Origin of the sequence: Pseudomonas sp. LRF_L74 (assembly GCF_965644255.1) — a bacterium.
GTDB lineage: Bacteria > Pseudomonadota > Gammaproteobacteria > Pseudomonadales > Pseudomonadaceae > Aquipseudomonas.
Genome location: NZ_CBFFRH010000007.1, coordinates 339,960 through 359,309 on the forward strand (window position 1 = coordinate 339,960; position 19,350 = coordinate 359,309).

Consider the following 19,350-nt stretch of genomic DNA (forward strand, 5'->3'; position numbering starts at 1 on the left):
TGACTTGCCTCACGTCCTTCCCGCACATCGCTTGCCGCGCGACACGGCTTGCCGATAGCATTACGCCCCCCGCCCATCAACAAGGATCGTCACCATGAGCGAATCCAGCGCTCCCAACCCTTACGCAGCTCCCGCCAGCAACCTGCAAGAGTTGGATCTGAGCAAGGTTCCAAGCATCGAAGAAGCCCTGAACCGTGGCTACGACTACACCATCAGTGACGTGCTGAGCGAGTCCTGGGAACGCGTGAAAGGCACCAAGGGCATCATCATCGGCGGAGCCCTGATCTATTACGCGGTAATGATGCTGGCGACCTTCATCCTCGGCTTCATATTCGGCCTGATCGGCCTGGCTGACGAGAGCACCATCACCGGCATCTTCATCGGCCAGTTCGTGGTGTCGATAATCGCCTCCGCCTGCTCCTACCCGCTGCTCGCCGGCGTCAACATGGTCGGCATCCGCCGTGCCGCCGACCAGCCCGTGTCGTTCAACGAAATCTTCGCCCACATGGGCCGCTTCGTGCCGGTCCTGCTCACCGGCCTGCTGATGATGGTACTGATCTATATCGGCATGCTGCTGTTCGTGCTCCCCGGCATCTACCTCAGCGTCGCCTACATGCTGGCGATTCCGCTGGTGGTCGAGCGCGGCCTGTCGCCCTGGCAGGCCCTGGAAGCCTCGCGCAAGGCGATCAGCCAGCATTGGTTCAAGGCGTTCGGCCTGTTCCTGGTCCTCGGACTGATCATGGCGGTCAGCGCCATCCCGCTGTTCATCGGCTTGGTCTGGACACTGCCGATGTTCATCATCGGCATGGGCATTCTCTATCGCATCATCTTCGGCGTGCTGCCGGCACCGGCGGCCTGACCTCTATCGACCGGGCCACTCCCGTGGCCCGGCACCCAGGCACCTTATCGATGCAGTTGACCGAATGCCGCCCTCGTCCAATACGCTCAGCGACTCGCCGGTAACCGGCATGCCCGCGCTGGACACACGCCACCATGTGGAAACGCCGGAAGGTATCGATCTGGTCCTGCGCCCGGCCAGTGCGATCCCGCGCATCCTCGCCTTCCTTCTCGACCTGCTGTTGCGCGGCGCCATCCTGTTGCTCGCGTTCATCGTCCTGGCCCTGCTCGGCGGTTTTGGCAAGGGCATGGTCAGCATCGTCGTGTTCCTGGTCAGTTGGTGGTACATGGTGTTGTTCGAGGTGCTCAACCAAGGGCGCTCGCCCGGCAAGCAGATCATGGGGCTGCGCGTGGTACATGACGACGGCACGCCGGTGGGCTGGGGCGCTTCGCTGACCCGCAACCTGCTGCGTTTCGTCGACATGCTGCCGTTCGCCTACTGCCTGGGCCTGATCAGTTGCCTCAGCCACCCGGCGTTCAAGCGCCTCGGCGACCTGGCCGCCGGAACCCTGGTGGTCTATCGCGACGACACGCCCAAGCGCCCGCCGATCCCGGAGGGTGATGTAGAGCGCGCGCCCTTCCCGCTGAACCTCGACGAGCAGCGCGCATTGCTCGGTTTCGTCGAACGCCAGGCCGGACTCTCCAGTGCGCGCCGCAGTGAAGTGGCCAGCATTCTCGCCGAGCCCTTGCAAGTCCCCGCCGAACAGGCCGAGGGCAAGATAAACGCCATCGCCCGCGGGCTGATGGGGGCGACATGAAACAGCAGTTGTTCGAGCAACGCCACGCCGAGCATTGGCAGCGTTTCACCACACTGCTCGCAGCGCTCGAGCGCAACAAGGCGCAAGCCAAGGAATGCGCACACTTCTCCGCCGACTACCGGCACATCTGCCAGCATCTGGCACTGGCCCAGGAGCGCGGTTACAGCAGCCACCTGATCGACCAGTTGCAGCAACTGGCGATGCGCGGGCACCAACAGCTCTATCGGCACCACAGCCATATTGGCGGGCAGATCATTCACTTCATCATCGCCGGCTTTCCACGACTGATTCGCAGCGAATGGCGGGCGGTGAGCCTCGCCTGCCTGCTGTTTTTCGGTAGTCTGATCGGCATGGGCCTGCTTACCTGGGGCTTTCCCGACCTGATCTACAGCGTCATGGACCCCAGCCAGGTTGCCAGCATGGAAAGCATGTACGACCCGGAAGCACGCCGCATCGGGCGCTTCAACGAACGGGGTTCGAGCGAGGACTGGATGATGTTCGGCCACTACATCATGAACAACATCGGCATCGGTTTTCAGACCTTCGCCGGCGGCTTGCTGTTCGGCCTGGGCAGCCTGTTCTTCCTGTTGTTCAACGGCCTGATGATCGGCGCGGTGGCCGGTCACCTGACCCGTATCGGCTACAGCGAGACCTTCTGGTCGTTCGTCATCGGCCATGGCGCCTTCGAACTGACGGCCATCGCCTTCGCCGGCGCGGCCGGTTTCAAACTGGGCTGGGCCCTGCTCGCCCCCGGCCAACTGCGACGCGGCGAGGCGCTGCGGCTGGCATCCAAACGCGCCATCCAACTGGTCGCGGGGGTCATTCTGTTCCTGCTCATCGCTGCCTTCATCGAAGCGTTCTGGTCATCGATGACCTACACCACCGCCACCGTGAAATACGCCGTGGGTGCTGGACTGTGGACGCTGGTGATCGCCTACATCGTTTTTGCCGGACGCCACCATGCGCCTGACTGACGCCAGCGTTGCCATCCGCCCGCGCAGCGCGTGGGAGGCCCTCGACCTGGGTGTCCTGCTGGCCCAGCGGCATGCCTGGCTGCTGATGAGTTCCTGGGCAGTGCTGACCCTGCCGGTCTTCGCCGTGCTGGCCGCCCTGCTCTGGCGCTACCCGACAGCTGTATTCTTCATCTTCTGGTGGCTGAAACCCGCCTGGGAACGCTTGCCGCTCTACATCCTGTCCCAGGCGCTGTTCGGAGACGCGCCAACCTTGCGCGAGGCCTTCAAAGCCCTGCCGCGCCTGCTCAAGCCACAGCTTTTCGCCAGCCTGACCTGGCGCCGCTTCAGCCCCACCCGCAGCTTCGACCTGCCGGTCCTGCAACTTGAAGGCCTGAGCGGCGAAACGCGTAGCAGGCGGCTGTCAGTCCTGAACCATGGCAACAGTGCCGGTTCGACATGGCTGACCCTGATCGGCGTCGGCCTGGAAGTGGTGTTCTTCTTCGGCCTCGTCGGCCTGATGTACATGATGCTGCCACAGCAACTGGAGACCGATTGGGAATGGCAGAGCCTGCTCAGCAGCGACGCTGACTGGTTGTGGCTGGAGCACCTGTCCAACCTGCTCTACGCCTTCGCCCTGGTGTTCTGGGAACCGATCTACGTGTCCTGCGGTTTCACCCTCTACCTCAACCGCAGGACAGCCCTCGAAGCCTGGGACATCGAACTGGTTTTCCGTCGCCTGCGCCAGCGCCTGAGCGGCAGTGCCTATGCCGTGCTGCTGGCGCTGGGTGTCTGTCTGTTCAGCCCCGTCGACCACGTCCTTGCCAACGACAGCGAAAAGGCGACCAGTTGCCCGGTGCCCTTCGTCGACCCCATCGGTCCCGAAGCCGAGCGCCTGCAGCACCAGAGCCTGAGCAGCAAAGCCTCCCAGGATGACATCAGGCAGATACTCGACGAGCCACCGTTCGAGAATCGCGAAATCGTCACGCTCTGGCGCTTCAGCGATCCCGACAAGAAAGAAGAGAAAAAACAAGACACCGCCTCCGACAAGGAACTGTCCAAGGCGCTCGAAGCCCTGTTCGAAAGCCTCGAGCGCTTCAAGGTCCTCGCGCAAGTCTTCGAAGTCCTGCTCTGGGGACTGCTGGTGAGCCTGATCGTCCTGCTGGCCTGGCGCTACCGCGAATGGCTGAGGACATTCGCCAGCGGTGTTGGCTTGCCCAAGCGTCGCGTGCGCCCCATGCCGAGCCAGCTTTTCGGGTTGGAAGTGGCCCCGGAAAGCCTGCCCGACGACGTGGCCAGTGAAGCCGAACGACTCTGGGCCGAACAGCCGCGCGAAGCCCTTGGCCTGCTCTACCGCGCCCTGCTCAGCCGCCTGTTGCATGACTTCCATCTGCCGCTCAAGGGCTCTCACACCGAAGGCGAAGTGCTGGGACTGATACAAAGACTGGAGAAGGAAGAGCTGAGCCGCTTCAGCAATACGCTGACCCGCCACTGGCAGAACCTCGCCTATGGACATCGCCTGCCGCCAGACACTCTCAGGCGTGGGCTGTGTGAGGGCTGGCGTCGCCTGTTTCCCGCCGGAGCGCCGGCATGAAGCGCATCATCGGGTTGCTGATCGGCGGCGGACTGCTCATCGGCCTGGCGCTGCTCGGCAAATACGCCGCCGAACAGGCCGAGCCCTACCAGAAGACCATCAAGCATGGCGCGGCCCCCGAAGTCAGCGCCAACCCCTATCTGGCCGCCGAAATGTTCCTGCGCAAGCGCAAGATCGAGGTCAGTCGCAGCGAAACCCTGGCCGGCCTGGACGACCTGCCAGCGGCAGGCCATACCCTGTTGCTGCTCGCCAACCGCAGTGACATGACGCCTCGCCAGGCACGCCGCCTGCTCGAATGGACAGCCAAGGGTGGTCACCTGGTGTTCATCGCGGAAAGCCTGTGGGACGAGGAAAAGGGCAAGAGCGAAGACCTGCTGCTGGACAGCGTCGGCATCCACCAGATCATGACCGAAGAGCTGGACGCCGACGACGAGTCCGAGGATGAAGAGGCCTCCGAAGACGAACCGGAGCATTCCGCCAGTGAATCCGAGGAACAGGCGCAAGACGACGATGAAGAAGAGCGCTACCCGGAACTGACCAAGATCTATCTGGAAAACGAAGAGGCCCCCGCCTACATCGGTTTCGATACCGAGTACCACCTCTACGATACCAACGACAAGGTCTATGCCTGGGCCAACAGCGGCGAGGCGACGCACATGATGCAGCTCGACCACGGCGAAGGCCTGGTCACCGTGCTCACTGACGCGTGGATCTGGCAGAACGACGAAATCGCCGATTACGACAACGCCTGGCTGCTCTGGTACCTGACCCAGGACACCAGCGTTACCCTGGTCTACAACACCGAGCGTGACAACCTGGCCAGCCAGTTGCTCGAACACTACCCGCTGGCGCTGGTCGTCCTGGTCCTGCTGATCATCGCCAGCCTGTGGCATGTCGGCCTGCGCCACGGCCCGTTGCAGGTCGTCCCCGAACGTGCCCGCAGGCAGCTTGAGGAACACCTGCGCGGCGGTGCCGACTTCCTCCTGCGGCACAGCGGCCAACAGCATCTGCTGCTTGCCCTGCAGCGCGATATCCTGCGCCGTGCCCGCCACCGCCACCCTGGCTTCGAGCGCCTCGCCATCGCCGACCAATGGCACGCGCTGGGCCGCCTCACCCGACTTCCCAGCAGCGCCATCAGCCAGGCCATGAAGCCCAGCCCGGTCAAACGGATGTCCGCTACCGACTTCACCCGCCAGGTCGCGAACCTGCAAACACTCAGGAATGCCCTATGAGCGAACACACACCGGAATCCACACCTGCCGCCCCGGAGCATGCCCCCTCGGCCGCAGCCCCGTCAGCCAGTTCGCAACGGCAACGGGCCAGCCAGATGCTGCAGGCCCTGCGCGGCGAATTGCAGAAAGCCCTGATCGGCCAGCAAGCCGTGATCGACGACGTGGTCACAGCCCTGGTCGCTGGCGGTCATGTGTTGATCGAAGGCGTACCGGGGCTGGGCAAGACCCTGCTGGTCCGTGCCCTCGCCCGTTGCTTCGGTGGCGAGTTCGCGCGCATCCAGTTCACCCCCGACCTGATGCCCAGCGATGTCACCGGCCACGCGGTCTATGACATGCAGAGCGAGCAGTTCAAGCTGCGCAAGGGCCCGGTCTTCACCAACCTGCTGCTGGCTGACGAAATCAACCGCGCGCCGGCCAAGACCCAGGCAGCCTTGCTGGAAGTCATGCAAGAGCGCCAGGTCACCCTGGAAGGCCGCGCCTTGGCCGTGCCGCAACCCTTCTTGGTGCTGGCCACGCAAAACCCGATCGAGCAGGAGGGCACCTATCCCCTGCCCGAGGCCGAACTCGACCGTTTCATGCTCAAGCTGAAGATCGACTATCCACAGGCAAGCGAAGAACTGGAGCTGGTACGCCAGGTCACTCGCTCGGCCAAGGCCGACATGCTCGACGTCGCCCCATTGCGGGCCTTGCTGCAAGCCAAGGACATCCTGGCCATGCAGAGGATCGCCAGTGACCTGCCCATCGACGAACAGGTGCTGGACTACGCCGTGCGCGTCGCCCGCGCGACCCGCAGTTGGCCAGGCCTGGCCATGGGGGCCGGGCCGCGCGCGTCCATCGCCCTGGTCCGTGGCGGGCGCGCTCGTGCCCTGCTGCGCGGTGGCGACTTCGTGTTGCCGGACGACATCAAGGGTTGCGCGCTGGCAGTGCTGCGCCACCGTGTACGACTGTCCCCCGAGCTGGATATCGAGGGGCTGTCGGTGGATCAGGTGTTGCAACAGTTGCTCGACCAAGTAGCGGCGCCACGCCTGTGAGTCAGACAGGGCCCTGCCAGCCATGAAACCTTCGCGCCTGTTGCTCATCCTGCTGACGCTCCTGCTGCTGCTCGCCATCGTGGTCGGCACCCTGCCGCTGCTGCGGATCGCCCTGCCGGCGAGCCTGATGACACTGTGCTGGGCCAGCCTGCTCGCCGTCGTGCTGATCGCGGCGGTGGATGCGCTCTGGCTCGCTCGCCTGCCATCACCGACGCTGGAGCGCCACCTGCCAGGCAACCTGCCGCTGGGCCGCTGGAGCGAGGTACGCCTGACCTTGCACCACGAGTTCAAGCAGCCGCTGCGCATCGGCGTGTTCGACCACATCCCGCAACGCATGGACTTCGAGCACCTGCCGCAGAACGTGGAACTGCGCCCCGGCGAGAGCACGCAATGGGCCTACCGGGTACGCCCGCTGCTGCGCGGCCATTTCCAGTTCCAGCGCTGCGAGATAAACCTGCCCAGCCCGTTGCGCCTCTGGCAGGGCCGCCGCCATGTACAGGCCGCCGGCGAAACCCGCGTCTACCCGGACTTCGCCAGGGTCTACGGCGCACAACTGATGGCCGTGGATGACTGGCTCAACCAGCTCGGCGTACGCCAGCGGCCACGTCGCGGCCTGGGCCTGGAATTCCACCAACTGCGCGAGTTCCGCGAAGGCGATACCCTGCGTCAGATCGACTGGAAGGCGACCTCCCGCAAACACATGCCGATTGCCCGCGAATATCAGGACGAACGCGACCAGCAGATCGTTTTCCTGCTCGACTGCGGCCGGCGCATGCGCAGCCAGGATGGCGACCTGTCGCACTTCGACCATGCCCTCAACGCCAGCCTGCTGCTCAGCTACGTGGCCCTGCGCCAGGGCGACGCCGTCGGCCTGGCGACCTTCGCCAGCGAACGCGACCAGTATCTTGCTCCGCTGAAGGGCCAGGCACAGATCAGCGCGATCCTCAATGCCGTGTATGCCCTCGACAGCACACGGCGCCCGGCCGACTACGCAGCGGCAATCAATGCCCTGCTCGCCCGCCAGCGTCGACGCGCATTGGTGGTGCTGGTCACCAACCTGCGTGATGAGGACGATGAAGAGCTGATCGGTGCCGTCAAGCGCATGAGCCGCCAGCACCGCGTACTGGTCGCCAGCCTGCGCGAGGAGGTTCTCGACCAGTTGCGGCACAAACCCGTCGAGACCTACCAACAGGCCTTGGCCTACTGCGGCACGGTCGATTACCTCGGCGCCCGTGCTGGCCTGCACGAACGACTGCTGGCCAATGGCATACCGGTGCTCGATGCCCGCCCGAGCGAACTGGGCCCGGAGCTGGTAAGCAGCTACCTTGCCTGGAAGAAAGCCGGGGTGCTTTGAGGCGGCACAGGCGGCCTCAAGCTCGAAGCATCCGGCGCTTGCCCTTCTCTTGGCGCTTGAGGCTCTGCGCCTAGCCGATCAGGATCACGCCCCAGACGATGGCGATGATGCTCAACGACATCAACTGTGCCGCGCTGCCCATGTCCTTGGCATTCTTCGACAGAGGGTGGCGCTCCAGGGAAATGCGGTCGATGGCCGCCTCCACCGCGGAGTTGAACAATTCGACGATCAGCGACAGCAAGCCGACCGCGATCATCAGCGCACGCTCCACCGGCGCGACATCCAGCCAGAATGCCAATGGCACCAGAACGACGTTGAGGAGCACCAACTGGCGGAACGCCGCCTCGCCGATGAACGCGGCACGCAGGCCGTCCAGCGAATAACCCACGGCGTTGATGACCCGCGTCAGGCCGGTCTTGCCCTTGAATGGAGACATGCAGAGAATCTTCCAGGAAAGCGAGCCGCCACCCTAGAGGGATGGCGATCAAATTTGCGTGAAAAACGTCATTGCCCCGGGACGGACTCCAACTGCTGCAGCAACAGCGCCGCCTGGGTCCGGGTACGCACCCCGAGTTTGCGGAAGATCGCCGTCACATGCGCCTTGACCGTAGCTTCCGAGACGTTCAGCTCATAAGCGATCTGCTTGTTCAACAGGCCATCACACACCATGGTCAGGACCCTGAACTGCTGCGGCGTGAGGCTGGCGAGTCCGGCACTTGCAGCTTTCGCCTCTTCGGAGACACTGGCGACATCGGCAGACTGAGGCGGCCACCAGACGTCACCATCGAGCACCACACGGACCGCCTCCTGGATGGTCTCCAGCGCGCTCGACTTGGGAATGAAGCCACTGGCGCCGAACTCCCTAGCCCGGGCCACGACGGCAGCTTCTTCCTGAGCGGACACCATCACCACCGGAACCTGGGGATACTGCCCACGCAGCAACACCAAGCCGGAAAAGCCGTATGCGCCTGGCATGTTCAGATCGAGCAGTACCAGGTCCCAGTCCGACTTCTCACCAAGACGCGCCTCGAGTTCGGCGATGCTCGCCGCTTCGACCAGCTTCGATTCTCCGCCCAGGCCCAGACTCAACGCCTGTTGCAGCGCGCTACGGAACAGCGGGTGGTCATCAGCGATCAGGATTTCATAGGCAGCCATGGCATTCCCTGGTCTGGTTGTCACCGGAACGGACGCCGGCGTCGCGTCGCAAAGCGGCGCCAAGCATGCCCAGCCTGGGCGGGGTGGTCAAGCGTTACGCTTTCGGGCAAAGTCGCCTGCTTTTCACGATGGGAAGCCTGATGCGACAACACGCCCTGCGCGCCGACCTGCTGATGTTGGTGACCGCCATGATCTGGGGCGGCGCGTTCGTCGCCCAACGCCTGGGCATGGATGCCATCGGCCCCTTTCTCTATACCGGCCTGCGCTTCGCACTCGCCAGCCTCGCCTTGCTGCCGCTGATCATGCTTCTCGGTCCACGCCAGGCAAGGCCGATAAGCAGAGGCCTGGTCGGCAGTGGCGTACTCATGGGCGTGATCATCACCCTCGGCATCAACCTGCAACAGGTGGGACTACTGTTCACCAGCGTCACCAACTCCGGCTTCATCACCGGCCTGTATGTCATCGTAGTGCCGCTGCTCGGCCTGTTCCTGAAACAGCGAACCGGCGCCGGGACCTGGCTGGGCGCAGCCCTGGCGGTGGTCGGCATGTTCCTGCTCAGCGTCGGCGATGGCTTCCATGTGGCGCCGGGGGATTGGCTGCAACTTGCCGGGGCTTTCGTCTGGGGTGTTCACGTGCTGATGGTCGGTGCTTTCGCCAACCGATACGACGCCCTGCTGCTCGCCCTGCTGCAGTTCCTGACATGCACCGTTATCAGCCTGCTGCTCGCCGTAGCGCTGGAACCCATCGACTTCGGTGCCATCATCCAGGCAACACCGGCCATCCTCTATGGCGGGCTGCTGGGGGTGGCCGTGGGCTTCACTTTCCAGGTCATCGCGCAGAAACACGCGATCGCTTCCCATGCAGCGATCATCCTGTCGCTGGAGGCCGTGTTCGCCGCCATCGCTGGCGCGCTGTTCCTCGGCGAATCGCTTTCAGGTCGGGGGTATGTGGGTTGCCTGCTGATGCTCGCCGGCATGCTGGTGGCGCAACTGTGGTCGCGCCGTGAAACGCCTGCGATCAATCGAGAAATGGCTTGAGCGCCATGTGGGTTTGATTGCCCTCATCGACAGGCCGGTGATGCTTGGCCCCCAGGTAGCGCTCGCTGAACAGGTCCAGCCAGGCATCCAGTGCCTCACCTGCGCGCTCGTCACCCGCCAGTTCCAGGCACAACGCCGCCACCTCGGCAGTGCACAGATGATCGTCGCGCTTGGAACGGCGCAGCCGATAACGAGACAATTGTTCCGGCTGCAGACTGAGTACGGGCAACCCTTCGAGATAAGGGCTCTTGCGAAACATCTTGCGTGCTTCGGTCCAGGTGGCATCGAGCAGGATGAACAACGGGCGCTTGCCTGGCCCCGGCCTGGCATCGGCAACCACGCGCCCAGGTGCCGCATATTCCGCAGGAAACACTACATAAGGTTGCCATCGCGGATCGGCGAGCAACTCCAGCAAGCGTGGGTCGACAGCCGTGCGCTGCCAGTTGAATGCGTAGGTGTCCTCGACCAGGTCAGCGATGAGCCAACCCGTGTTGCTTGGCTTGAGCGCCTCCACGTCATGCATGATCAGGCACATCGCCGAACGGCTTTCCACCTGCGGCTGCCAGGCGCACAGGCAATGACTGAGAAATACCCGGCAGCGCGGGCAACGGGGCGCCCGCGAGCCCCTTGCCACGAAAGGCTTGAGACTACGGGCCAGGCGCTCGCTGCGCAGACGGAAAACCGCGTGTGTCATTGTTTATACCAAGGGGGTGGACGAAAGGCGCGCAAGTGTAGGGTAAGATCGCATCCGATCTGAACCCACCGAGCGCCCGCCGGTCGAAGGATTCAGCCTTTTTTCAGGAGAAGTTCCATGCCTCGCCTCGCTGTCCTGCTTGCCGCCTGCCTTGCCATTCCCGTTGTGGACGCGGCGTCCCTCAAGGACTTCGAACTGACCACCCTGCTGCAGAAGGTCGCCAAGGAAAGCAGCGCCGGTACTCCCCGCGCCATCAATGAAGACATCCTCGACGAAGGCTACAGCGCCAGCGGCAACCAGTTGATCAATCGCCTCAGCGTCCGCCCACGCCACGCGGCCCAGATGCGCGGCAACCCCGACACCGTTCGTCAGCAGCTTGCCAGCAGCGTATGCAGTAACGCCGGCTACAAGCAGTTGCTGGCGAAAGGCGCAGTCCTGCGCTACGACTTCGTCGAGTACAAGACCAACGTTCCGGTCACCAGCGAGCAATTCAGCAAAGCGGATTGCGACCTGAAATAAAAACTCGCCATCCACTCCTCCGATCAAGTGTCACAGGCCAGCCATACTCTCGATAGCGCCAGGGTCTGTTGACGTTTCGGCGCAAGCCGCGTTGTCGCGAGAAATAGCCCCCGGTTAGGCGCAGGACGCAGGCAATGGTCATTCCCTTGGCAAGTCCTGCAACGACAGCGGGGGTTATTTCTCGCACAACCCGCAGGGCCGGGCCAGTTTTTACACGATGCAGCGTTACTCGATGGCTCATTTAGCCCACTAAACTTCACATCTCGCGCCTCGCCTCGTGTAAAAACTGGCTCCGGCGCGGTCGCGACGAAACGTCAACAGACCCTAGCCTGAATAGATGGAAGGAGCACTCCATGCCTTACGAAACAGGCGACTACCTATCGCGCCATGTACAGACCAGTAGTGCCGATATAAGCGAAAAGGTCAGTGAGCTGGCCAGCCTCATGGTGCCACCCAGCAGCCCAAACCTGGCCCTCTACCAGGAGATGCTCACGACAGTGGTGCGCATGGCCCAGGCAGACCGCAGCCGCTGGGATGCCAAGATCATGATGCAGACGTTACGAGAAATGGAGAACGCCTTTTCGGTACTGCAGCATTTCCAGCGGCGGCGCAAGGTCACGGTATTTGGTTCCGCGCGCACCCTGCCCGACAATCCAACCTATTTGCTGGCCAGGCAACTTGGGCAAGCACTGGCTCGCCAGAACATGATGGTGATCACCGGAGCGGGAGGCGGCATCATGGCCGCCGCCCACGAAGGCGCGGGCACGGACAACAGCCTGGGTTTCAATATCACCCTGCCTTTCGAGCAAAGTGCCAACGCCACCATGCATGGCAGCGAGCACCTGCTGTCGTTTCACTTCTTCTTCCTGCGCAAGCTGTTCTTCGTCAAGGAAGCTGATGCACTGGTGTTATGCCCGGGCGGCTTCGGCACCCTGGATGAGGCCCTGGAAGTGATGACACTGGTGCAGACGGGCAAAAGCCCACTGGTGCCCATCGTATTGCTCGACGAGCCCGGTAGCCACTACTGGGAACACTGGATCGACTACATTCGCGAGCAGTTGCTGGAGCGGCGCTACATCCTCGCAGAAGACCTGCAACTGGTACGGCTCGTCCACAGTGCCGACGATGCCGTTCAGGAAATCATGCGTTTCTACCGCAACTTCCACTCGACTCGCTGGCTCAAGGGGCAATTCCTGATTCGCATGCATCATCCTCTGAACGAATCGGCCATGCACACGCTCAACCGGGAGTTCGCCGATATTTGTCTGGATGGTCAATATTCACAACAAGCATCGAGCGAATTCGAGAATGACGAACCTGAGTTTGCTGACTTGACGCGCCTGGCCTTCGCTTTCAACGCCCGCCATCAGGGGCGGCTACGCCTGCTGGTGGACTTCATCAACCTGCCGCAGAACTGGGCAAGCAATGGTTGAAGCAATCACTCCAGGTCAGCACCGCGCAGCAGGCGATTTATTTGCTCGGGAGCGAAGCCCCGATAACTGAGGAAACGCCCCTGCTTGGCACGCTCCCGCATATCAGTTGGCTGATTACCGGCGAACTTGCGCCGCCAGACCTCACGGAGTTGGTCCGTCCAGTCGACCCCGGCATCTTGCAGTGCTTGCTCGATGTCGGAGCGGGAAAGCCCACGCTGCGCCAGTTCCTCGCGAATACGCAAGGGGCCGTAACCGGCGCGTGCCCTGCTGCTGACGAAGCTGTCGAGAAAACGGTTTTCCGACAACAGCCCTTCTTCCGCCAAGCGGTTGAGCGCCTCGTCGATCAGTTCAGGGCTGGCCCCACGCTGGCGAAGTTTGCGCTCAAGCTCCGTACGGCCATGCTCACGCCTCGCCAGAAAATCCATTGCCGCTCGGCGTACGGCCACGGGCGTATCGAGCATCATGGAAATCAGGCGTCCAGATCGGCCGTATCGTCAGCCTCTGCTTCGCTCTGTGCATTGGCGCGCGGCGTATTGGCCAGGAGCTTGCCGCGAATCAGCGATTCGATAGCCTTGCCGACTTCCGCATTGTCTTCCAGGTACTTGGCTGCGTTGGCCTTGCCCTGACCGATCTTGTTGCCCTGGTAGCTGTACCAGGCACCGGACTTCTCGACCAGACCGAGCTGAACCCCCAGGTCGATGACCTCACCGGTACGGTAGATGCCCTTGCCATAGAGAATCTGGAACTCGGCCTGGCGGAACGGCGGAGAAACCTTGTTCTTGACCACTTTGACACGGGTTTCACTGCCCACCACCTCGTCGCCATCCTTCACCGCGCCAGTGCGGCGGATATCCAGGCGGACGGATGAGTAGAACTTGAGCGCGTTACCACCGGTGGTGGTTTCCGGGTTACCGAACATTACGCCGATTTTCATGCGGATCTGGTTGATGAAGATGACCAGGCAATTGGCGTTCTTGATGTTACCGGTGATCTTGCGCAGCGCCTGGGACATCAGGCGGGCCTGCAGCCCCACGTGCATGTCGCCCATCTCGCCTTCGATCTCGGCCTTGGGCACCAGTGCGGCCACGGAGTCGACGATGATCACGTCGACCGCGTTGGAGCGCACCAGCATGTCGGTGATTTCCAGCGCCTGCTCACCGGTATCCGGCTGGGATACCAGCAGGTCGTCGACGTTAACGCCCAGCTTGCCGGCATAGTCGGGATCGAGTGCATGCTCGGCATCGACGAAGGCGCAGGTCGCCCCCTGCTTCTGCGCTTCGGCAATGACCGACAGTGTCAGCGTTGTCTTACCCGAGGATTCAGGTCCGTAGATCTCGACGATACGGCCCTTCGGAAGGCCGCCGATGCCCAGCGCGATGTCCAGCCCCAGGGAACCGGTGGAAATGGCCGGGATGCCCTGACGGTCATGATCGCCCATGCGCATCACGGCGCCCTTGCCGAATTGCTTTTCGATCTGTCCCAGGGCAGCCGCCAGAGCGCGCTTCTTGTTCTCGTCCATTTCCATCCTCACGAATTCACAGGGGCAAGCAGCCCACCAACAACTGTATAAGTAGACAGTAGTATTTCATATGCGGGACGACTCGCCTACCCCCGTGATGGATTTTCCCCCGCCGTCAGTCGGAGCAAGCCGTCGAGCGCCTGTTCGACCGTGCGCAAACGCACTGTTTGTCGGTCGCCGAGGAAATGGCAGCGCCGGGCATGAATGCTCGGACCGTCGCACCAGGCCAGCCAGACCGTGCCCACGGGCTTCTCCTCGGAACCGCCACCGGGGCCGGCAATACCACTGACCGCCACGGCAAAACGCGCGTCAGCCTTGTCCCGGGCGGCACTCACCATCGCCTCGACCACTTCGCGGCTGACCGCGCCAACCTGCTCGAAAAGCTGCGGCGGCACGTCGAGCTGACGAGTCTTCTGTTCGTTGGAGTAAGTGACGAAACCGGCCTCGAACCAGGCCGACGAGCCCGCTACACGGGTGATCGCCTCGGCGATACCGCCTCCCGTGCATGATTCGGCGGTCGCGACATGGGCAGCAATGGCCTGCAGGCGCTGGCCCAGTTGTTCCGCCATGGCGGTGATCGAATCCATTTTCGCTCTCCTCGATGATGAAGCGCGCCGGGCGGATGCCGTACACTACGCGCTTTTGCGAATTGACCGGACAGCAAGAACGATGAGTGATCTCTCTGCCCACACCCCCATGATGATCAAGTATCGCCCGTAAAAACAGCCAAAGCCTTACAGCACTAAGGCGCCAAGGTATGATGGGCAAATACAAACATAGATCAGATGGGCATTGGGTGGCATGTGGTGGCGTATGAGCTGCCCCATTTTTGCCCCATCCTTGTGTTGACTGCCACGTCAAAACGCACTAGATTAACGTCCGTTACTGCCCTGACCACTACTATTATTGGCTAGGGCAGAACATACAAAGGGTCCCTGCGGGGGCCCTTAATACTTTCTAGGGATAGAAAATGCGCAGACTTGCTATTTTTGTCGATGCTGGCTACCTGTTCGCACAAGGCTCAACTGCGATTTCAGGCGCGAAAAAACAAAGAACCGACCTATCTTTGAACGAGTCAGCAGCTATCGCACAACTGCTGCAAACCGCCGATGAGCTATCCGGTCAAATCCCTCTCCTACGCATCTATTGGTATGACGCGATAGATGTGCGACGAGGCCCCACAGCAGACCACGACCGTTTAGCATACAGCAAGAACGTGAAGGTTCGATTTGGCGCCCTCAACGGGCATGGCCAGCAGAAAGGTGTGGACTCCCTTATCGTCACGGACCTTATTGAGCTAGCGAGAAATCATGCGATTTCTGATGCAGTACTAATATCTGGAGATGAGGATGTTCGTGTCGGTGTTCAGCTCGCACAGAGCTACGGCGTGAGAGTCCACCTCATTGGGATCGTCCCGAGCCGAGGCTCGCAGTCAATCGCACTTATCCAAGAGGCAGATACTCATTGTGAGTGGGACGCCGCAATCGTTTCATCGTTCCTAACGATTCGCCCCCCTACCGCCACCAAACCAAAGCCAACGGTTACGAAACAGGTTACTGCAACCACACCAGCTCCAACGGCGCCTGTGGTGAGCAAAGAATCTACGACAGATCAGCTACCCAATATCATCAACAAAGCAAACCCCGGCACGACTGATTTGCTCGACGCTTTTATGGCGAAACACTGCGATAGTATTGTATCAAATGATGTGGTGAAGCTAAAAACATACTGGTCAACAAAAAATGACATCCCAAGAGAGTTTGATGGGAAGCTGCTGGCCAGAGCGGGCGAAAGCCTAGAACGCAGACTGAGCGCACAGGAAATCAAATACGTTCGTGTACTTTTCCAAGAGTACGTTCAGAAACGTCAGCCGTGATATCAGGAGCGCCCACCCACTAGGCTGCGCTGAATATTGCCAACGCAGCCCCTACGGGTGGCACTTGTTCATGCGGGGCTATAAGCAGAACCATACAGCCGGTATCTAAATGCCCCCCTGCCCCGGCGACGCGTCCAGCCCCAACGCTCGTACAGCCTCGATCAGCCCATCATTCCTACGCTGACACTCCAGATACTCGCCGGACAGATCCACGTCAGCCAGCGTCAGGTCAGCAGGATCTCCGGTCCCGTCCTCTGCAACAGACACCGGCTGCAGATCAGGGCAGCGCTGCAGCAACGCCTGATCGATTGGCACGGGCGTCGTTGATGTTGCGCATCCAGCTAGCAGGAATGCGGCAACCAGGGTCCATAGGCTCTTTGATGATTTCATGCTGAGTCCGCTGATAGATGGTTTTGTTCGTTATCCTGATTCCGCTGATTGCCGCCACGGTTTGCTTGGCTATATCCGCAACCATTCCGCGCGCGACCTCCTCGGAATCCTGCTTAGCCTGCAGGCGGATCGCTTCATCTGAGCCGGCCTTCCAGGCATGGACCTGCCAGCCAGTAGCAAGCCCGAGAAGAGTTACGAGGACATAGGCAAGCAGACGACCAGCCTCAATACTCATTGCAGCGCTCTCCGCACGCCCTCATCGATCACAGCCCCGTCATAGGGAACTCCACCGTTCTCGTGCCTGATGATCGCGACAACAAGCCCGCGCAAAACCGCCGGGCGCCGGACATCAATCACCTCACAAGCCCCCACACCTAACGCTCGAGCAGCGGCCGCGATATAGGCCTCGGTATCGTTCTCGTTACCCGGAGCCCAGCGGCTGATGGTTTCACGCACAGTATCGATACCAGGTCCACCCACACCCGGCAGACCGTCTTTACCACGGTAGTTGAGCAGCAGTTTTGCCAGAGCACGGATACCGTTCTCAGGCGAGTCGAACCGAGCAAAGCGCGGCTTCGCTACGCCCGCTTCCAGGCCGAGCTGGCCCTGCCACGGGTTGCGCGTGTTGAAGTCGATGTTGCCGGGGTTGTTGTTTCTAACGCCTCGTGTAGCTGCCATGGTTTCTTTTCTCCGGGCACAAAAAAGCCCGCACTTGGCGGGCCAAAATCTAAGCTGTGGTTTCGTTTTGCTCAGATACTGAGCGATTAAGGTAAAAATCTAAGCTGTGGCTTAGACATCAACATCGAGGTGCGGCAGGTCCGGCGCGGCGCCGACGATCACACCGTCAGCGATGTAGGCCTTTGAGTTCGCCGGCACGTCGACGCCGCGCACAGTGACGCGGGTGCCGGTGCGCAGCTCGACTTGGGCCAGGCCGATTGTCGTATCGATGCTGAGTACGGTTGCAACCGTGCGCACCCCGCCGGGCAGCAGACCGATGAAACGCTTCCAGGGATTCACAGTGGCCATCAGTAGTGCCTCTCCAATTTGAGCACCTGGGCGACTTTGACCGCCCCCGTGCCGTCTGCACTGATCTCGACCGATAGACACAGACCGTCCCAACTGCCGGTCTCTTCGGGCACACGGTAGAGGTTGCCGGGCAGGCAGAGGCCAACGCCGTGATCGTCTGTGAGCGGGAACAGCGGGATGGTGAAGCCGACGATCTCGATGTTGCCGCCCTTGCTCAGCTCGTGAACGCCGCGGGCGCGGTTGGCTTCTTCGCCAGTGATCCAGTCATCGAAGACATCCGCTGTCGGGTTGTCGCCGGCGGTACCGGCACGGCGGACGAGCATCGATACGCCGTGGCTGGTGCCGCTGACGTAGCAAGCATTCCAGTCGGGCTGCGGAGTCCACTCACCCGACAGGTCGGTCATCATCGCTGGCGGGATGATGCGCGAGATAGGAGCCTCGACGCCGTTCCACTCCCAGGGCGCGGTCGGGTAGCGAGGGATAACCTCCAGGCTGTCGCTGTCGCGAGCTGGGCGCACGATGGCGCCGACCGTTGCGGCGATCTTCGCGATGACCTGAATCGCGGTCTGGCTCTGGTAGCTGAACGAGCCGGCCGGAAAGGTCCAGTCAGCAGGGCCAGCATTCTCAGCATCCCATGTGAGCGTGAAACCGGTGTTGAGCAGTTGCTCCTCGGCGGCCTGCCTGGCAGTGATCGGCGCGCTGTTCACGCCGGTGCGCAGCGGCGCGTAGGGCTCGGCCAGCAGTTGCTGGCGGGTGCCGCCGCTGATCGTGTAGGCCTCGTTCGCAAAGCGGCGATTCCGGCTGTAGCGCTCGACGAGCAGCACCCAGGTCCAGCCGTTGATATCAAGTTCCAGCTCGCCAGCGCCGGTGCCATCCGGCCGCACAAGATCGAGGGCGGCGTGCGTGAAGATATCGCCGCTCCATTTCCAACTGAACGAGTCGGCGTCCCACGAAACGCGGATGTTCTTTGCCTCGACCGGCGTGCGGTCAGGCAGCACAACGAGATTGACGGTGTTCGCGATCATGTAGGTTTCCAGAGTTTCGGGATCGGGGGGCGGGTCCGGCAGTGGTTTTACCGGGCCGCTGTAGTCGGGATACGTGATCCCGGTGATCTTGCCGTCGAGCACGCGTGCCCTGCCCCAAGGCAGGCGGGCGTCGAGCTGCAGGCGCCGGGCCGCCTGCCAACGCACCGCCCCGCCGCTGTCGACCGGCTGGATACGATGGCTCGCCGCTGTGTAGATGAAGTTGAAGTAGACGCTGGGCTGGGTGCTGGGGAAGTACGGCTTGCCGCCGAACGAGAACACCAGCGGGCCGGTGCCAGGCACATACAGACTGTCTTGCAACTCGGTCGCCGCGTCGTAGCGCTTGCCGAATTCGTCGACCCGGCGCACGGGCGCGCTGATAGACGAGTCCTTCCATGCCGGCTTCGGGTTGTAGATCAGTAGCAACGCCACATCACGCGGCTTGATGCTGCGGTCCCACGCTGCGCGCACGCCCGAATCTTTCGTCGCCACTTCATCCCAGGGCGAAGCAGTGGCAGCAGGATCAGCAGGCGAGGCAATGCCCCACCGGCCATCCGTGGCGCTGTCGAGCGCCGGCACGGCATCCCAGCCCGACCCGCTGTCGATGTCAGCCGCGCCCGCTTGCTGCCAGCCTGGCGCCATCGAACAATCCAGCCGCTCGCTGGAATCCCACGCAGAATCCACCGGCCGCGCCGATGCCGGCCGCGCTTTGCTCCAGCGCGAACCCACAATGATGCTCAGCATGATCAAGTCTCTACTGGAACTGGCCCGTGGGCGATGGGCTGGAAGTAGCGAACGGCATAGCCGCGAGCGGTGCCAATCGGGCGCGTGTCGCTCTCGTCCGAGCCGGCCCACCAGGTCGG

General features: G+C 62.2%; 21 protein-coding genes. 11 read left to right on the plus strand and 10 right to left on the minus strand.

Going from position 1 to position 19,350, the window contains the following annotated elements; all coding sequences use genetic code 11:
- Nucleotides 1-94 precede the first annotated feature (94 nt).
- The 7 genes from ACSZPK_RS19625 to ACSZPK_RS19655 all read left to right on the plus strand — a co-directional run bounded on the left by ACSZPK_RS19625 (nucleotide 95) and on the right by ACSZPK_RS19655 (nucleotide 7,816).
- Nucleotides 95-859: a hypothetical protein gene (locus ACSZPK_RS19625; RefSeq protein ID WP_437883205.1), complete on the plus strand. Its 765-nt coding sequence runs from the start codon at nucleotides 95-97 to the stop codon at nucleotides 857-859.
- Between the two features lie 64 nt (nucleotides 860-923).
- Nucleotides 924-1,655, plus strand: coding sequence for an RDD family protein (locus ACSZPK_RS19630; protein WP_437883206.1), 732 nt, complete (start codon nucleotides 924-926; stop codon nucleotides 1,653-1,655).
- Nucleotides 1,652-2,629: a stage II sporulation protein M gene (locus ACSZPK_RS19635; protein ID WP_437883207.1), complete on the plus strand. Its 978-nt coding sequence runs from the start codon at nucleotides 1,652-1,654 to the stop codon at nucleotides 2,627-2,629. Before ACSZPK_RS19630 ends, ACSZPK_RS19635 begins: the two co-directional genes overlap by 4 nt.
- Complete coding sequence (locus ACSZPK_RS19640) at nucleotides 2,616-4,199, plus strand: DUF4129 domain-containing protein (RefSeq protein WP_437883208.1); 1,584 nt, start codon at nucleotides 2,616-2,618, stop codon at nucleotides 4,197-4,199. Before ACSZPK_RS19635 ends, ACSZPK_RS19640 begins: the two co-directional genes overlap by 14 nt.
- Nucleotides 4,196-5,431, plus strand: coding sequence for a DUF4350 domain-containing protein (locus tag ACSZPK_RS19645; RefSeq protein ID WP_437883209.1), 1,236 nt, complete (start codon nucleotides 4,196-4,198; stop codon nucleotides 5,429-5,431). The genes ACSZPK_RS19640 and ACSZPK_RS19645 overlap by 4 nt, the downstream gene beginning before the upstream one ends.
- Nucleotides 5,428-6,462: an AAA family ATPase gene (locus tag ACSZPK_RS19650; RefSeq protein WP_437883210.1), complete on the plus strand. Its 1,035-nt coding sequence runs from the start codon at nucleotides 5,428-5,430 to the stop codon at nucleotides 6,460-6,462. Before ACSZPK_RS19645 ends, ACSZPK_RS19650 begins: the two co-directional genes overlap by 4 nt.
- A 22-nt stretch (nucleotides 6,463-6,484) precedes the next feature.
- The gene (locus tag ACSZPK_RS19655; RefSeq protein ID WP_437883211.1) at nucleotides 6,485-7,816 is read left to right on the plus strand and encodes a DUF58 domain-containing protein; all 1,332 of its coding nucleotides are present in this window, start codon (nucleotides 6,485-6,487) and stop codon (nucleotides 7,814-7,816) included.
- A 70-nt stretch (nucleotides 7,817-7,886) separates the two neighbouring features.
- Here ACSZPK_RS19655 and ACSZPK_RS19660 read toward each other — a convergent pair whose 3' ends face one another.
- A complete protein-coding gene (locus ACSZPK_RS19660) occupies nucleotides 7,887-8,252 on the minus strand; it encodes a diacylglycerol kinase (RefSeq protein WP_437883212.1) in 366 nt (121 codons plus the stop codon).
- Between the two features lie 68 nt (nucleotides 8,253-8,320).
- Entirely contained in the window at nucleotides 8,321-8,971 is a 651-nt protein-coding gene (gene erdR, locus ACSZPK_RS19665; protein WP_437883213.1) for a response regulator transcription factor ErdR, read from the minus strand.
- Nucleotides 8,972-9,111: 140 nt separating this feature from the next.
- Here erdR and ACSZPK_RS19670 point away from each other — a divergent pair, with 140 nt between their 5' ends.
- A complete protein-coding gene (locus ACSZPK_RS19670) occupies nucleotides 9,112-10,008 on the plus strand; it encodes a DMT family transporter (RefSeq protein WP_437883214.1) in 897 nt (298 codons plus the stop codon).
- Here the strand turns inward: ACSZPK_RS19670 and ACSZPK_RS19675 are convergent.
- On the minus strand, nucleotides 9,989-10,702 hold the full coding sequence (locus tag ACSZPK_RS19675) for a tRNA-uridine aminocarboxypropyltransferase (protein WP_437883215.1): 714 nt from the start codon (nucleotides 10,700-10,702) through the stop codon (nucleotides 9,989-9,991). The two genes, ACSZPK_RS19670 and ACSZPK_RS19675, sit on opposite strands and share 20 nt — an antisense overlap.
- A 117-nt stretch (nucleotides 10,703-10,819) precedes the next feature.
- Here ACSZPK_RS19675 and ACSZPK_RS19680 point away from each other — a divergent pair, with 117 nt between their 5' ends.
- Together ACSZPK_RS19680 and ACSZPK_RS19685 are read left to right on the plus strand one after the other, a co-directional pair.
- Nucleotides 10,820-11,221, plus strand: coding sequence for a quorum-sensing-regulated virulence factor family protein (locus tag ACSZPK_RS19680; protein WP_437883216.1), 402 nt, complete (start codon nucleotides 10,820-10,822; stop codon nucleotides 11,219-11,221).
- Between the two features lie 353 nt (nucleotides 11,222-11,574).
- Nucleotides 11,575-12,654 carry an LOG family protein gene (locus ACSZPK_RS19685; protein WP_437883217.1) on the plus strand — a complete coding sequence of 360 codons (1,080 nt, stop codon included), beginning with the start codon at nucleotides 11,575-11,577 and terminating at the stop codon, nucleotides 12,652-12,654.
- Between the two features lie 5 nt (nucleotides 12,655-12,659).
- On the opposite strand, the gene recX is transcribed toward ACSZPK_RS19685, so the two are convergent.
- From recX to ACSZPK_RS19700, 3 genes are all read right to left on the minus strand, one after another.
- On the minus strand, nucleotides 12,660-13,124 hold the full coding sequence (gene recX / locus ACSZPK_RS19690) for a recombination regulator RecX (RefSeq protein WP_437883233.1): 465 nt from the start codon (nucleotides 13,122-13,124) through the stop codon (nucleotides 12,660-12,662).
- Nucleotides 13,124-14,173, minus strand: a complete 1,050-nt coding sequence (recA, locus tag ACSZPK_RS19695; protein WP_437883218.1) for a recombinase RecA — start codon at nucleotides 14,171-14,173, stop codon at nucleotides 13,124-13,126. The genes recX and recA overlap by 1 nt, the downstream gene beginning before the upstream one ends.
- An 86-nt stretch (nucleotides 14,174-14,259) precedes the next feature.
- A complete protein-coding gene (locus ACSZPK_RS19700) occupies nucleotides 14,260-14,760 on the minus strand; it encodes a CinA family protein (RefSeq protein WP_437883219.1) in 501 nt (166 codons plus the stop codon).
- Between the two features lie 383 nt (nucleotides 14,761-15,143).
- Here ACSZPK_RS19700 and ACSZPK_RS19705 point away from each other — a divergent pair, with 383 nt between their 5' ends.
- Nucleotides 15,144-16,049 (plus strand): NYN domain-containing protein, encoded by a 906-nt coding sequence (locus tag ACSZPK_RS19705; RefSeq protein ID WP_437883220.1) that lies wholly within the window; start codon nucleotides 15,144-15,146, stop codon nucleotides 16,047-16,049.
- A 277-nt stretch (nucleotides 16,050-16,326) separates the two neighbouring features.
- Here ACSZPK_RS19705 and ACSZPK_RS19710 read toward each other — a convergent pair whose 3' ends face one another.
- From ACSZPK_RS19710 to ACSZPK_RS19725, 4 genes are all read right to left on the minus strand, one after another.
- On the minus strand, nucleotides 16,327-16,674 hold the full coding sequence (locus ACSZPK_RS19710) for a hypothetical protein (protein WP_437883221.1): 348 nt from the start codon (nucleotides 16,672-16,674) through the stop codon (nucleotides 16,327-16,329).
- Complete coding sequence (locus ACSZPK_RS19715) at nucleotides 16,671-17,117, minus strand: structural protein P5 (RefSeq protein ID WP_437883222.1); 447 nt, start codon at nucleotides 17,115-17,117, stop codon at nucleotides 16,671-16,673. The genes ACSZPK_RS19710 and ACSZPK_RS19715 overlap by 4 nt, the downstream gene beginning before the upstream one ends.
- 111 nt (nucleotides 17,118-17,228) lie before the next feature.
- Nucleotides 17,229-17,465 carry a hypothetical protein gene (locus ACSZPK_RS19720; protein WP_437883223.1) on the minus strand — a complete coding sequence of 79 codons (237 nt, stop codon included), beginning with the start codon at nucleotides 17,463-17,465 and terminating at the stop codon, nucleotides 17,229-17,231.
- Nucleotides 17,465-19,231 carry a hypothetical protein gene (locus ACSZPK_RS19725; RefSeq protein WP_437883224.1) on the minus strand — a complete coding sequence of 589 codons (1,767 nt, stop codon included), beginning with the start codon at nucleotides 19,229-19,231 and terminating at the stop codon, nucleotides 17,465-17,467. Before ACSZPK_RS19725 ends, ACSZPK_RS19720 begins: the two co-directional genes overlap by 1 nt.
- Nucleotides 19,232-19,350 lie beyond the last annotated feature (119 nt).